Source organism: Streptomyces sp. NPDC000878 (assembly GCF_053599695.1).
The window spans coordinates 1-13110 of sequence record NZ_JBSFMT010000022.1 but is presented as its reverse complement, the minus strand read 5'-3'; the positions used below and the strand labels follow the sequence as shown (position 1 = coordinate 13110).

13 protein-coding genes are annotated in these 13110 nt (G+C 67.9%); 10 read left to right on the top strand and 3 right to left on the bottom strand.

The window, feature by feature from the left end; translation table 11 throughout:
- Window positions 1–158: 158 nt before the first annotated feature.
- From ACWDR4_RS20935 to ACWDR4_RS20905, 7 genes are all read left to right on the top strand, one after another.
- Entirely contained in the window at window positions 159–1106 is a 948-nt protein-coding gene (locus ACWDR4_RS20935) for a hypothetical protein (RefSeq protein WP_450410478.1), read from the top strand.
- A 75-nt stretch (window positions 1107–1181) separates the two neighbouring features.
- Entirely contained in the window at window positions 1182–1919 is a 738-nt protein-coding gene (locus ACWDR4_RS20930; protein WP_450410476.1) for an ankyrin repeat domain-containing protein, read from the top strand.
- Window positions 1920–2555: 636 nt separating this feature from the next.
- Window positions 2556–3197: a hypothetical protein gene (locus ACWDR4_RS20925; RefSeq protein WP_450410623.1), complete on the top strand. Its 642-nt coding sequence runs from the start codon at window positions 2556–2558 to the stop codon at window positions 3195–3197.
- A gap of 84 nt (window positions 3198–3281) precedes the next feature.
- On the top strand, window positions 3282–3455 hold the full coding sequence (locus tag ACWDR4_RS20920) for a hypothetical protein (protein ID WP_389355570.1): 174 nt from the start codon (window positions 3282–3284) through the stop codon (window positions 3453–3455).
- Window positions 3456–3585: 130 nt separating this feature from the next.
- On the top strand, window positions 3586–4026 hold the full coding sequence (locus ACWDR4_RS20915; protein ID WP_450410474.1) for a BlaI/MecI/CopY family transcriptional regulator: 441 nt from the start codon (window positions 3586–3588) through the stop codon (window positions 4024–4026).
- A gap of 9 nt (window positions 4027–4035) precedes the next feature.
- Window positions 4036–4569, top strand: coding sequence for an amino-acid N-acetyltransferase (locus tag ACWDR4_RS20910; protein WP_235475884.1), 534 nt, complete (start codon window positions 4036–4038; stop codon window positions 4567–4569).
- 240 nt (window positions 4570–4809) lie between these two features.
- Window positions 4810–5145, top strand: coding sequence for a histone-like nucleoid-structuring protein Lsr2 (locus tag ACWDR4_RS20905; RefSeq protein WP_235475883.1), 336 nt, complete (start codon window positions 4810–4812; stop codon window positions 5143–5145).
- Here ACWDR4_RS20905 and ACWDR4_RS20900 read toward each other — a convergent pair.
- A complete protein-coding gene (locus ACWDR4_RS20900) occupies window positions 5124–5786 on the bottom strand; it encodes an SCO3374 family protein (protein WP_450410472.1) in 663 nt (220 codons plus the stop codon). The two genes, ACWDR4_RS20905 and ACWDR4_RS20900, sit on opposite strands and share 22 nt — an antisense overlap.
- A gap of 440 nt (window positions 5787–6226) precedes the next feature.
- Here ACWDR4_RS20900 and ACWDR4_RS20895 point away from each other — a divergent pair, with 440 nt between their 5' ends.
- The gene (locus ACWDR4_RS20895; RefSeq protein ID WP_450410471.1) at window positions 6227–8752 is read left to right on the top strand and encodes an ATP-dependent Clp protease ATP-binding subunit; all 2526 of its coding nucleotides are present in this window, start codon (window positions 6227–6229) and stop codon (window positions 8750–8752) included.
- 83 nt (window positions 8753–8835) lie between these two features.
- Here ACWDR4_RS20895 and ACWDR4_RS20890 read toward each other — a convergent pair whose 3' ends face one another.
- Window positions 8836–9480 (bottom strand): HAD family acid phosphatase, encoded by a 645-nt coding sequence (locus ACWDR4_RS20890; protein ID WP_450410469.1) that lies wholly within the window; start codon window positions 9478–9480, stop codon window positions 8836–8838.
- A gap of 504 nt (window positions 9481–9984) precedes the next feature.
- Here ACWDR4_RS20890 and ACWDR4_RS20885 point away from each other — a divergent pair.
- The gene (locus ACWDR4_RS20885) at window positions 9985–10575 is read left to right on the top strand and encodes a M23 family metallopeptidase (RefSeq protein ID WP_450410468.1); all 591 of its coding nucleotides are present in this window, start codon (window positions 9985–9987) and stop codon (window positions 10573–10575) included.
- 28 nt (window positions 10576–10603) lie between these two features.
- Here ACWDR4_RS20885 and ACWDR4_RS20880 read toward each other — a convergent pair whose 3' ends face one another.
- Window positions 10604–11188 (bottom strand): TetR/AcrR family transcriptional regulator, encoded by a 585-nt coding sequence (locus ACWDR4_RS20880; RefSeq protein WP_450410466.1) that lies wholly within the window; start codon window positions 11186–11188, stop codon window positions 10604–10606.
- A gap of 163 nt (window positions 11189–11351) precedes the next feature.
- On the opposite strand from ACWDR4_RS20880, the gene ACWDR4_RS20875 reads away from it, so the two are divergent.
- Complete coding sequence (locus tag ACWDR4_RS20875; RefSeq protein WP_450410465.1) at window positions 11352–12989, top strand: MDR family MFS transporter; 1638 nt, start codon at window positions 11352–11354, stop codon at window positions 12987–12989.
- The last annotated feature ends 121 nt before the right edge of the window (window positions 12990–13110 follow it).

The following is a 13110-nucleotide window of genomic DNA, read 5'->3' as shown; positions in this document are numbered from 1 at the left end:
GGTGACAAAGAACGCAAGTATGAAGATCAAGGCGGGTGCGGAACAAGGGCGGATATCACGTGCCCGCGGCGGAACCCGACGGTAGGAAATCCGCTCTTACCGACAGCTCCCCTGCACGTAAAGTGGAGAGGAGTTCAGGGCGTCTTGGGGGTACGGACGTGGCGAACGACGGACCGGTCGAGCACGGCTACCCACATCTGGAGACGGTGCGGGCCGCGATCAACGCGCTCTACAAGAGGCTGTCGTACGACACCGTCCAGACCTTCGCGACGAGTGTGGCCCCGGTCGACGTGGCGTTCTGCGACACCGACGACCTGCATCTGGGCGCGCAGCGCGTGGCCCGTGAGATGGTGCGGCACTACCGGCTCCCGGACGCGCGCATGATCGTCGGTTTCCGCGAGATGACCCACGCGGCGAATGTCGAACTGGCGGCGGGGCCCGAGTACTTCATCGAGCTGAACGACCGTTTCCGCACCCACCGCAGGGACATCGGCGCGGCCCTCGCGCACGAGGTGATGCACGTCTATCTGCACCGCCTGGACCTCTCCTTCCCGGGGACACGCGACAACGAGATCCTGACGGACACGGCGGCTGCGTATCTGGGCGCGGGCTGGCTCCTCCTCGACGCCTACCGCGAGGACGCCGACTCCTCGCAGAAGCTCGGCTATCTGACCCCGGAGGAGTTCGGGTACGTCCTGGCCAAGCGGGCCCTGCTCTTCGACGAGGACCCCGGGATCTGGTTCACCAGTCCGCAGGCGTACACGGCGTACGCGGCGGGCATGGAGCTGGCCCGCCGCGACTCGCGTCAGCCCCCGCTGACGGCGGCGGGCTGGGCGGGCCGCCGTCGGTACGCGCGCGACCGCCGTCATGCGCAGGGCCGGCACGGGCCGGGTGCGTCGCAACCGGGCGTCGTCCCGTACAGCTTCACCCCCGATGCCCCCGATGCCTCCACCGGCTCCGCCACCTCTGGTGGCCCCGACGGTCACGGTCCGCTGCGGGTCTCGTTTCCCTGTCCGACGTGCCATCAGCGCATCCGGGTGCCGGTGCGGGGGCGGGTGCGGGCGCGGTGCGGGGTGTGCCGGACGGTCCTCGAGTGCGACACGTGATGCCGGGGAGACGTGGGGCATTTCACCCCGAAAGCCTTTGCTTCACCGGCACTTCGCGAGCGAAGGTCGGAAGGTATGAACGGGCAAGAACCGCCACAAGGCAGTGATCACGCCCTCTTCACCGCGATGTACGAGGGTGATGAGGACGCGGTCCTACGGCTGCTGCGGCTCGGTGTGAGCCCGGAGGCGCTGGACGAGGACGGCCAGACCGCCCTGTACGTCGCGGCGGTGAGCGACGCGCCCGGCATCGTACGGCTGCTGCTGTCCGCCGGCGCGGCGCCCGACCGGCTGAGCGCGGGCTCGGACCTCCCCCTGTGCGGGGCGGCCTGCGGCGGCCACACGGAGGTCGTCCGCGCGCTGCTGGCCTCGGGGGCCGTTCCCGACGCGGTGGAGGCGTTCGGCTTCACGGCTCTGGCGTGGGCGCTGCGCTGCGGTCACGCGGCGGTGGCGGAGGCCCTGCTGGCGGCGGGCGCGAACCCGAACCGCCCCGGCCCGACCGGCGAGCCCCCGTTGGTCACGGCCGCCCGCCGGGGTTCTCCCGCCTGCGTACGGTCCCTGCTGGCGCGGGGTGCGCGGTCGAAGGGGGAGGCGTTGGCGGAGGCGCGGCGCTGGACGCGGCTGGATGTGGCGACGGAGCTGCAGGCGGGGCTGGCGCGGGCGCATGGGTTCGGCGGGGAGTATGTCACCCGACGGTGGGCGGAGGGAGTTGCTGTGGAGCTTGTGCGGGACGGGGGTGTGGTGGCGGGGGTTGATCAGGGGACGGGGCATGCGGAGATCGTGGCGGTGCTGGAGGAGGTGCTGGGGGTGGCGTGAGCTTTTTCTTCGCCCCCGCCGCCCCTACCCGTCCCATCCTTCTGGGGGCTGCGCCCCCAGACCCCCGCTGTCGGCCTGAACGGCCTCGTCCTCAAACGCCGGACGGGCTGGACGGGGTGCGGGCGGGTGGGTGGGCAGAGGCGGGCTGAGCGCGCTCGTCCTCAAGCGCCGGACGGGCTGAGTGGGTGGTGCGGGCCGGTGGTGAAGTGCGGTGAGGTGGGTGGGGAAAGGCTCGCGCTGGACGCGCTTGTCCTCAAGCGCCGGACGGGCTGGAATGCCCGGCCGGTGCTGAAGAGGCACCGTCTGTGCTGCGGAAGCGGCGCGGGCGGGTGGGCGAGGCAAGGGTGGGCGGGGCGTGGTTGTCCTCGAACGCCGGCCGGGGCTTGGTCTTTCAGCGCCGGCCGGCACCATCCAGCCCGTCCGGCGTTTGAGGACAAGGCCCGTTCAGGGCCGGAGCGGGGGTCTGGGGGCGCAGCCCCCAGAAGGATGGGACGGGTAGGGGCGGCGGGGGCGGAAACAACTCTGCGCACGGCCAGCCGGGTGGCTTCCTGTGCCACACCCCCTTCCCAATGCCGAGTTTGTCTGATTAGCGCGTATCGTCGCCGCATGCCCACGCCATTCGGATCTCGCGGCGGCATGGCGTTCGGTGCGGAGGAGCTGCGTGTGCTCCGCCGTGCTCTCGCCCTCGCCCTCCACCCCGGCCCCGCCTCCGCGGAGGACGTCCAGGACTGTCTCCGGCTAGCCGAGTCCGTCGACGAGGCGACGCATGAGGGAGCCAGGCTGCGCGCCTTCCTCGTGGCCGACCTCGCCCGCTACCGCGCCGCCCTGCCCGGCACCGCCGCCGGCTATCTCACGCTCCTGGAGGAGGCACTGGGCGCCGGGTACCGCCCGGACCCGGACGACCTCGCCGCCCTCCGGGCCCTGCGGGGCAACCCGGTCGCCGCCGCCCTCCTGGACCGCTGTCTGCGGCACGCGGAGCGGAACGTACGGGCCCGACTCGGCGCCCGAGTGTCCGGCCGGGCGCCGGTCACGCCGACGGTGCCCGCATCCCGGACCCGGCTCCTGGCCCTGCCCGGCGGTCTCTCCGCCCAGGAACCCGGCAGGAAGCCAGGCGAGAAGCCCGCGGAGAAGAAGCCGCTCGAACGCCCCGCCCCGGCACCCCGGCCCGCGCCCGAAGCCCCCAAGCCCGGCCGGCCCATCCCCACCCCCGGCGAGGTCTTCCCGCGCCGCAAGCCGACCCCGCCCGCGAATCCCCCGCAGCAGCTCGCCGCTGGCTGAACCGAGCCGCTGTACGGAGCTGGAATCACCGAAAGGCCCGGGCCCCCGCCCGGGCCTTTCGGCGGCCCTGGCTACTCTGGTCGCATGGACTACGTCTCCGCGCTCGTGCCCCCCGTAGTGATGGCCGCGCTCTTCATCGGTGTGATCGTGACGATGGTGAAGAGTCAGGGTGGTGCCAACAAGGCCAAGGAGGACGCCGTCGTCGACGCGACCCTCGCCCGGGCCGAGCAGACCCGCCAGGCCGGACAGGGCGAGTAGGGGCGCCCTGTTTCGTGGGTGTTTGATGGTGTTTGACGGTAAAAGTGCACGTCCTTCGCGCTATTCACCCGTTCTCCCACTACTGTGCTGAGTTGTGCCTCGCCCATTGGGAGAACTCGAAGACGCGGTCATGACGCGGGTGTGGAAGTGGAACCGCCCGGTCACCGTTCGAGAAGTCCTGGAAGACCTTCAGCAGGAACGGTCCATCGCGTACACCACGGTGATGACCGTTTTGGACAATCTCCATCAGAAGGGCTGGGTCCGTCGCGAGGCGGAAGGCCGGGCCTATCGATATGAGGCGGTCTCCACCCGAGCTGCCTACGCGGCGGCGCTGATGAACGACGCGTGGTCGCAGAGCGACAACCCCGCCGCCGCTCTCGTCGCCTTCTTCGGCATGATGAGCGAAGAACAGCGGCGGGACCTCAGGGATGCCGTTCGCATCGTCCAAGGGCCGGAACAGCCCGAACAGCCCGAACAGCCCGAACAGCCCGAACAGGCCGGGCAGACGGAAGCCGTGGAACATACCGGCTACGAGAACCCCGCCTCGGCCCAGGGGCCCACCGGGCGATAGCGTCCGCTCATGTCAGCGATGCGTCCCGAAGTCACAGCGAAAGCCATCACCGTCCGGCGGGCCAGGACCAGCGATGTCCAGGCCGTACGCGGACTCCTTGACTCGTTCGTCCGGGGCCGTATCCTGCTCGACAAAGCGACGGTGACGCTTTACGAGGACATCCAGGAGTTCTGGGTCGCAGAACGCGACGACAACGGCGAGGTCGTGGGGTGCGGTGCACTCCACGTGATGTGGGAAGACCTCGCCGAAGTTCGTACTCTCGCCGTGAACCCGGACCTCAAGGGTTCCGGTGTCGGGCATCAGTTGCTGGAGAAGTTGCTGCAGACCGCCCGCTGGCTCGGTGTTCGACGCGTTTTCTGTCTGACCTTTGAAGTGGACTTCTTCGGGAAGCACGGCTTCGTGGAGATCGGTGAGACGCCCGTTGACACCGATGTCTACGCCGAGCTACTGCGTTCCTATGACGAGGGCGTCGCGGAGTTCCTCGGTCTCGAACGAGTGAAACCGAACACCTTGGGCAACAGTCGGATGCTTCTGCATCTGTGATCGGGCATCGGTGATCGGGCATCGGCAATTCCTGTGAGCCGCCTGCCCAGGTTCCCTATGTCCGAAACGCGTACGTTTCCGGTCGGGGGAAGGGAGGTCGGTCTCTCCCGGGGGTTTGTGTTTTTCCGGCAAAAGCGGTTTGCTTTCCGACGTACTGCAGTACTGCATAAAACAGGGGATGCGAAACAGCGGCGCACGCCGTGGGCATCGGCTCCCACGTTATCGATGAAAGGAAATCCGGTGGCACAGAAGGTTCAGGTCCTTCTTGTCGACGACCTCGACGGCGGCGAGGCGGACGAGACCGTGACGTTCGCGTTGGACGGCAAGACGTTCGAGATCGATCTCACGACTGCCAATGCTGACAAGCTTCGCGGTCTTCTGGAGCCCTACGTCAAGGGCGGTCGCCGTACCGGGGGCCGTGCTTCGGGTGGGCGTGGAAAGGCGCGTGTCGCTTCCGGCGGAAGCCAGGACACCGCGCAGATCCGTGCTTGGGCGAAGGAGAACGGTTACGAGGTCAACGACCGTGGCCGTGTTCCCGCGTCCATTCGTGAGGCTTACGAGAAGGCCAACGGCTGAGCGCACGCGCGCCGCAGTCGGACGCGTTGGCACTGTGTCGCCAGCGTGTCCACCAGCCGTACGAGATCGGGGGCGCCTCCGACGCCCCCCAGGGCCGACATCGTCGGCAGCGGGACCGCCGTCCCGCACCCTGTTTCAGGGGGCCGCAGCCAGACAGCGGCCCCCTGCGGATTTGTACGGGCCTCAGAACCGCTCTGAGAACGGGCCTGAGAGCCAGGAGAGCTGCCCGCCGGTACGGGGGAACCGGGCGGCCCGGGCGGCGGGGGCGCCTCGATGTGGCCGCCCGCGCCGATCGCCCTCAGATCCGGTGCGAGCCCGCCCCACTCCAGCCAGTCCAGCAGCCCCGGCAACTCGTCCGCGCTGCCCGCGGCCACCAGCAGCAGCATCCGGTCCCCGTGCAGGGCCACCGGGGAAGCCGGCGCCCGCACCTGCCCCCGGTGCCGCAGCGCCGCGAAGCCCGCCTCGGCCGGCACGTCGAGCACGTCGAAGCTCCGGCCCACGACCAGCCGTACCGGAAGACCCCCGCAGCCGGAACCGGGCACTGTCGCCCATCCCAGTTCGTTCTCGTACCAGTGCCGGACATCGTTCGTGGTGTCGCCCGGGTCGAGAGGGCGGCGAGGAAGGGGGACCGTGGGAACCATGCGAAGCCAACCGCCGCGAAGGGCCGCGAGTTACGCTGGGTGCCCTTGCGGATGCGCGGAGTTCCGATTTCGGGGATGCGCGGAGCAGTTCGGCGGCGCAAGGTTGTTCGCCCGTAGCGGAGGGAACCGGTGCATCCGGCATGGAGTGTCGGTCCGTACGGGTAAGACATCCCTAGTGGGAGGGGGCGACACGCAGAAAAGGCCGTCTCACGTTCGCCATCGGCGTACTGATAGTGGGGGTAACTGCCTGGCCTGCGGGAACATCGTCTCGCACGATCGGGTTGGAGCATATGTCGGCGTTCAGGGTCAGGAGGCTGTGTTGGTTCTCGGTCCGGTGTCGGCAGTTGGAATGAGCGGTCCCCGCTTGCGGGACTAAGCTGCGGAAGGACAGGGAGGGGAGCGTCCCCTTACTGCCTGACCGCTCTGAGGAGCGATTAACGATGTTCGAGAGGTTCACCGACCGCGCGCGGCGGGTTGTCGTCCTGGCTCAGGAAGAAGCCCGGATGCTCAACCACAACTACATCGGCACCGAGCACATCCTCCTGGGCCTGATCCACGAGGGTGAAGGTGTCGCCGCAAAGGCCCTGGAGAGCCTCGGCATTTCGCTTGAGGCGGTCCGTCAGCAGGTGGAGGAGATCATCGGTCAGGGCCAGCAGGCCCCGTCCGGGCACATCCCCTTCACCCCCCGTGCCAAGAAGGTCCTGGAGCTGTCGCTCCGCGAGGCCCTTCAGCTGGGCCACAACTACATCGGCACGGAGCACATCCTGCTCGGCCTGATCCGTGAGGGCGAGGGCGTCGCCGCCCAGGTCCTGGTCAAGCTGGGCGCAGACCTCAACCGCGTGCGGCAGCAGGTCATCCAGCTGCTCTCCGGTTACCAGGGCAAGGAGACCGCCACCGCCGGCGGCCCCGCCGAGGGCACCCCCTCGACGTCCCTGGTCCTCGACCAGTTCGGCCGGAACCTCACCCAGGCCGCTCGTGAGTCCAAGCTCGACCCGGTCATCGGGCGCGAGAAGGAGATCGAGCGGGTCATGCAGGTGCTGTCCCGCCGTACGAAGAACAACCCGGTCCTCATCGGTGAGCCCGGCGTCGGCAAGACCGCCGTCGTCGAGGGCCTCGCCCAGGCCATCGTCAAGGGCGAGGTGCCCGAGACCCTCAAGGACAAGCACCTCTACACCCTGGACCTCGGCGCGCTGGTCGCCGGCTCCCGCTACCGCGGTGACTTCGAGGAGCGCCTGAAGAAGGTCCTCAAGGAGATCCGCACCCGCGGCGACATCATCCTGTTCATCGACGAGCTGCACACGCTCGTCGGCGCGGGTGCCGCCGAAGGCGCCATCGACGCCGCTTCGATCCTGAAGCCGATGCTGGCCCGCGGTGAGCTGCAGACCATCGGTGCCACCACGCTCGACGAGTACCGCAAGCACCTCGAGAAGGACGCGGCCCTCGAGCGCCGCTTCCAGCCGATCCAGGTGGCGGAGCCTTCCCTCCCCCACACGATCGAGATCCTCAAGGGCCTGCGCGACCGGTACGAGGCGCACCACCGTGTCTCGATCACCGACGAGGCCCTGGTGCAGGCGGCGACGCTCGCCGACCGCTACATCTCGGACCGCTTCCTGCCGGACAAGGCGATCGACCTGATCGACGAGGCCGGTTCCCGGATGCGCATCCGCCGGATGACCGCGCCGCCGGACCTCCGCGAGTTCGACGAGAAGATCGCCGGCGTCCGCCGCGACAAGGAGTCCGCGATCGACTCGCAGGACTTCGAGAAGGCCGCCTCCCTGCGCGACAAGGAGAAGCAGCTCCTCGCCGCGAAGGCCAAGCGGGAGAAGGAGTGGAAGGCCGGCGACATGGACGTCGTCGCCGAGGTCGACGGCGAGCTGATCGCCGAGGTCCTCGCGACCGCCACCGGCATCCCGGTCTTCAAGCTGACCGAGGAGGAGTCGAGCCGCCTGCTGCGCATGGAGGACGAGCTCCACAAGCGGGTCATCGGCCAGAAGGACGCCGTCAAGGCGCTCTCCAAGGCGATCCGTCGTACGCGTGCCGGTCTGAAGGACCCGAAGCGTCCCGGTGGTTCGTTCATCTTCGCGGGCCCGTCCGGTGTCGGTAAGACCGAGCTGAGCAAGGCCCTGGCCGAGTTCCTCTTCGGTGACGAGGACGCGCTGATCTCCCTCGACATGTCGGAGTTCAGCGAGAAGCACACGGTGTCGCGTCTCTTCGGTTCGCCCCCCGGTTACGTGGGCTACGAAGAGGGCGGCCAGCTGACCGAGAAGGTCCGCCGCAAGCCGTTCTCCGTCGTCCTCTTCGACGAGGTCGAGAAGGCCCACCCGGACATCTTCAACAGCCTTCTCCAGATCCTGGAGGACGGTCGTCTGACCGACTCCCAGGGCCGGGTCGTGGACTTCAAGAACACGGTCATCATCATGACGACCAACCTCGGCACGCGGGACATCTCCAAGGGCTTCAACCTGGGCTTCGCGGCCTCCGGTGACAAGAAGTCCAACTACGAGCGCATGAAGAACAAGGTCTCGGACGAGCTGAAGCAGCACTTCCGGCCCGAGTTCCTCAACCGCGTCGACGACGTGGTCGTCTTCCCGCAGCTGACCCAGGACGACATCCTCACGATCGTCGACCTGATGATCGGCAAGGTCGACGAGCGCCTCAAGGACCGGGACATGGGCATCGAGCTCTCCCAGTCCGCGAAGGAGCTGCTGTCCAAGAAGGGTTACGACCCTGTCCTGGGCGCCCGCCCGCTGCGTCGCACGATCCAGCGCGAGATCGAGGACACGCTCTCGGAGAAGATCCTCTTCGGCGAGCTGCGCCCCGGTCACATCGTGGTCGTCGACACGGAAGGCGAGGGTGAGGCGGCGACCTTCACCTTCCGCGGCGAGGAGAAGTCGGCACTGCCCGACGTCCCGCCGATCGAGCAGGCGGCCGGCGGTGCGGGGCCGAACCTGAGCAAGGAGGCGTAAGCCTCAGGGCTACGTCAGAAAGGGGTCGGTGCTTTCCAGCACCGGCCCCTTTCGCATGCCCGACGGGGGCCTGATGGGGTCGATTACGACAGCTGGCCGTCGTAGTCCGGCAGCTTGTACGTCTTCTCGGCGTGGCCGCCCGACAGGTCGGTGGCGCTGTTGCCGATGTTGGCGATGATCGTGTAGCCCTTCGACTCGATGTCGACGCGCTGCGCGGTCTTGTACTCGGCCACGTCCCTGAAGAGGTCGATCAGATTGCGGACGTACAGCCCGGTGACGTCGTAGCCGACGTACGTGAGGTTGTACTGCGTCAGGGCCTTGATGATGTCCGGGCGCGCGGTGACGAAGAACAGGGCGACGCCGTGCTCCTGGGCGTACTGGGCCACCTTCAGCACGGGCGCGTTGGCCGGCGACGGGAAGCTGAAGCCGAAGTCGGTCTCCAGGGTGGTGTTGTCGATGTCGAAGACGATCGCCGGCTTCTCGCCCGCGGGGGCGGCGGCGATGCGCTGCTTCAGGTAGGGCAGTGCCTGGTCCATCACGGCCTGGCAGTCCAGCTGCCAGGTGGCGTAGTCGACGTCCTCGGCGGCTGCGGTGGCCGACACGGACGTGGTGGACGCGGTCGTCGCGGCCTGGGCGGTGCCGGGGCCGGTCAGGGTCACCGCGGCGACCGCTGCGACGGCGGTCAGGCCGATACGGCGCGTCCAGGGCGTCCAGGAGCCTGTTGTCATCGGGGTGGGGGTCCTCTCACGTGGGTCCGTGCGGTGCCGGGGACTGCGGATCTCAGCAGATGTCAGGGGCATGCTTGCGGGAGTGAGTGGCGCGGGTGGGAAGGGAACATTACTCACGGGTAGCGGCGAGATGCCAGTAGTCGGAGGGGGTTTGTTCGGCCCGGTGCCGGTGTTGTTCCGGGGTGCCGCAGAGGTGGCGTAGGTCCCGTTGTGCGTGTCACAGTCGCCGCTCTCCGACCTCGCGGGCCGGGTGACATGATGCACAGGCGAAATGTCCGTTACTAGGGTGGTTAGTGGGTTGTCGGGTGGGTGGAGTGTGGTTTGTGTAGTGCGGTGGCTTCGCTCGCTTTGTCAATAAGTGGGTAAATTTACAGTTAACTACTACCTTGTGCCGTAGAGCAGGGGTTTGGGGCTGGGTGGGGGGTGGGGGTACCAAGGGGTTTCCCATCCGGCGAGGTCGCCTGTGCCGGGTGGTTTTTCTGTCCCCGTCCCCATGAGGTTCTGATGTTCCAGCGCGCCACCACCCGTGTTTCCCGCATCTCCGTTCTGGCCGCAGGGCTCGGGGTGTCGGTCGTGCTCGGGGCCGCCGGGGTCTCGGCCGCCGCCGACACCGGTACGACGGCGAGTGCCGTCCAGGTCCAGACCGTCGCGAAGAAGGCCGCCGCCAAGAAGGCCGCCTCCTGGGTGGACCCGGTCAAGAAGTACACGCTCAGCGCCAGCTTCAACCAGGCCGGCAATATGTGGTCGTCCACCCACTCCGGCCAGGACTTCGCCGTGCCGAGCGGTACGAAGGTCTTCGCCGCGCACGGCGGCACCGTCGTCAAGACCGGCGGCAACGGCGCCGGTGACGGATCGGCGTACGGCAATGCCATCGTCATCAAGCACGGCAACGGGACGTACTCGCAGTACGCCCATCTGTCGAAGATCAACGTGAAGGTCGGCCAGGTCGTGGCCACCGGGCAGCGCATCGCCCTGTCGGGCAACACGGGCAACTCCAGCGGGCCGCACCTGCACTTCGAGATCCGGACGACCGCGAACTACGGCTCTGCCGTGGACCCGGTGGCGTTTCTGCGGGCCAAGGGTGTGACTGTCTAGCGGAGGGCTGGGGGCTGGGGGCTGTGATCTACGGCTGTTCCGTGCCCTCGTGGGCCTGGGTGACCAGGCCGATCGCCACCTCCAGGACCGCCTTGCGCTTCTCGTCCGCGTCGCCCGCGAGGTCCTGGAGCACGAACATCCCGGCGTGCAGTGTGAACATCGCGCTGATGCAGCGGACCTGGTCGACCAGGGCGGCGTTCGGGTCGATGATGATCTCCCGCATGCCGAGCATCCGCGTCTTGAACGTGTCGCCGATGCTCAGGTCCCGTACCGTCGCCTGGTTCTCCTGCATGAAGCGGAAGAGCGGCACCGCCTCGCCGAGCGCCTCGCTGTAGCGGCGTACGATCTCCTGCTTCGTGTCGAGGGTGTGCGGCTGCTGCCTGCCCCACTCGATCAGGTCCTCGATCGGCTTCGTCAGATCCTCGAACAGGCTGACGATGATCTCTTCCTTGGTCTTGAAGTGGTAGTAGAGCGCCGCCTTCGTGACGTCGAGGCGCTCGGCGATCTCCCGCAGCGAGGTCTTCTCGTAGCCCTGTTCGGCGAAGAGTTCGAGCGCCACGTCCTGGATGCGCTGGCGGGTGTCCCCGCGACGGCGCTGCTTGGTGCGGTCCATTGCTCGTACTCCTGCTCGTGAATGCCCTGGGTGGGCGCCCGGGGCACGCCCTTGGGACAAAACTTACTTGACGCCCGGCTAGTTAGAGGTCTAGCTTCCCCAGTGTAGTCAACTTGCCGGGCGGCAAGTAAGTAAGAGTACGTGGGGGAGTGGGGCGGAGACGATGGCGGACGCACGGGTGGTAGAGGACCGGCCTGACGGGGCCGACGGGCAGGGTGAGCAGGGCAAGCCGGGTGAGTCCGGGGAACAGGGCAAGCAGCCGCGGAGTGTGCGTGTCGTGCTGCTCGCGCTCATGATCGCGATGATGCTCGCGATGCTGGACAACATGATCATCGGTACGGCGATGCCGACGATCGTCGGTGAACTGGGCGGGCTCGAACACCTGTCGTGGGTCGTGACGGCCTACACGCTCGCGACCGCCGCCTCCACCCCGATCTGGGGCAAGCTCGGCGACATGTACGGGCGCAAGGGCGTCTTCATGACGTCGATCGTGCTCTTCCTGATCGGGTCGGCGCTCAGCGGTATGGCCCAGGACATGGGGCAGCTGATCGGCTTCCGGGCCGTCCAGGGGCTCGGCGCCGGTGGTCTGATGGTCGGGGTCATGGCGATCATCGGGGACCTGATTCCGCCGCGTGAGCGTGGCAAGTACCAGGGCATGATGGCCGGCGTGATGGCGCTCGCCATGATCGGCGGACCGCTGGTCGGCGGGGCGTTGACGGACCACCTGGGCTGGCGCTGGTCGTTCTACATCAACCTGCCGCTGGGTGTGGTCGCGCTTGTCGCCATCAGCGCGGTGCTGCATCTGCCGAGGAAGCGGGCGCAGACGCGGATCGACTATCCGGGCGCGGCGCTGCTGACTGTCGGTATTACGGCGATCGTTCTGGTGACCACCTGGGGTGGTACGGAGTACGCGTGGGGCTCCGCCAGGATCATGGAGCTGATCGGGATCGGCGTCGCCTCGCTCGTCGGGTTCGTGTTCTGGCAGACCAAGGCCGCCGAGCCGATCATGCCGCTGCACATATTCCGCAGCCGGAACTTCTCGCTGATGGCGGTCATCGGGTTCGTCACCGGGTTCGTGATGTTCGGTGCGGTGCTGTTCCTGCCGCTGTACCAGCAGTCCGTGCAGGGCGCGTCCGCGACCAACTCGGGGCTGCTGCTGCTTCCGATGCTCGGCGCGATGATGGTCGTGTCGATGATCGCCGGGCGGGTGACCACCAGCAGTGGCAGGTACAAGGTGTTCCCGGTGGTCGGCAGTGTGCTGATGATCGTGGGGCTGTTCCTGCTGGCGCAGATGGACACCGGGACCTCGCGGGTGACGTCCGGTGTGTACATGGCGATCGTCGGTGCCGGTATGGGCTGTCTGATGCAGATCACCATGCTGGTCGCGCAGAACAGTGTCGAGATGAAGGACATGGGTGTCGCGTCCTCCGGGGCCACGCTGTTCCGGACGCTCGGGGCGTCGTTCGGGGTCGCGATCATGGGGGCGTTGTTCAACAGCCGGGTGCAGGACGTGATGACCGAGCGGGCTGGGGCGCTGGGGTCCAAGGTGACCGAGCAGTCGGCTCAGCTGGATGCGGCGAGCCTGGCGAAGTTGCCTGCGGCGGCGCGGGAGGCGTATCAGTACGCGGTGTCTTCCGGGACGCACTCGGCGTTCTTGCTGGGGGCTGTGGTGGCGGTTGCGGCGCTGGTGGCGGCGGTGTTCGTGAAGGAGGTTCCGTTGAAGGGGGCGGGGCCGGAGAAGAAGGATGAGGGTGCTCGGTCGGGTTCGGCGGAGCAGGGGGCTGTGGCTGAGGTGGTGTGAGTCTCGCCCCCGCCGCCCTTACCCGTTCCCATCCCCTGGGGGCTGCGCCCCCAGACCCCCCTATGGCCCTGAACGGGCCTTGTCCTCAAACGCCGGACGGGCTGACTAACCCAGCCCGTCC

Coding starts and splice junctions, on each gene's coding strand:
- ACWDR4_RS20930 (WP_450410476.1), top strand. CDS start 1,182: ATGAACGGGCAAGAACCGCCACAAGGCAGTGATCACGCCCTCTTCACC.
- ACWDR4_RS20925 (WP_450410623.1), top strand. CDS start 2,556: ATGGCGTTCGGTGCGGAGGAGCTGCGTGTGCTCCGCCGTGCTCTCGCC.
- ACWDR4_RS20920 (WP_389355570.1), top strand. CDS start 3,282: ATGGACTACGTCTCCGCGCTCGTGCCCCCCGTAGTGATGGCCGCGCTC.
- ACWDR4_RS20915 (WP_450410474.1), top strand. CDS start 3,586: ATGACGCGGGTGTGGAAGTGGAACCGCCCGGTCACCGTTCGAGAAGTC.
- ACWDR4_RS20910 (WP_235475884.1), top strand. CDS start 4,036: ATGTCAGCGATGCGTCCCGAAGTCACAGCGAAAGCCATCACCGTCCGG.
- ACWDR4_RS20900 (WP_450410472.1), bottom strand. CDS start 5,786: ATGGTTCCCACGGTCCCCCTTCCTCGCCGCCCTCTCGACCCGGGCGAC.
- ACWDR4_RS20895 (WP_450410471.1), top strand. CDS start 6,227: ATGTTCGAGAGGTTCACCGACCGCGCGCGGCGGGTTGTCGTCCTGGCT.
- ACWDR4_RS20890 (WP_450410469.1), bottom strand. CDS start 9,480: ATGACAACAGGCTCCTGGACGCCCTGGACGCGCCGTATCGGCCTGACC.
- ACWDR4_RS20885 (WP_450410468.1), top strand. CDS start 9,985: ATGTTCCAGCGCGCCACCACCCGTGTTTCCCGCATCTCCGTTCTGGCC.
- ACWDR4_RS20880 (WP_450410466.1), bottom strand. CDS start 11,188: ATGGACCGCACCAAGCAGCGCCGTCGCGGGGACACCCGCCAGCGCATC.
- ACWDR4_RS20875 (WP_450410465.1), top strand. CDS start 11,352: ATGGCGGACGCACGGGTGGTAGAGGACCGGCCTGACGGGGCCGACGGG.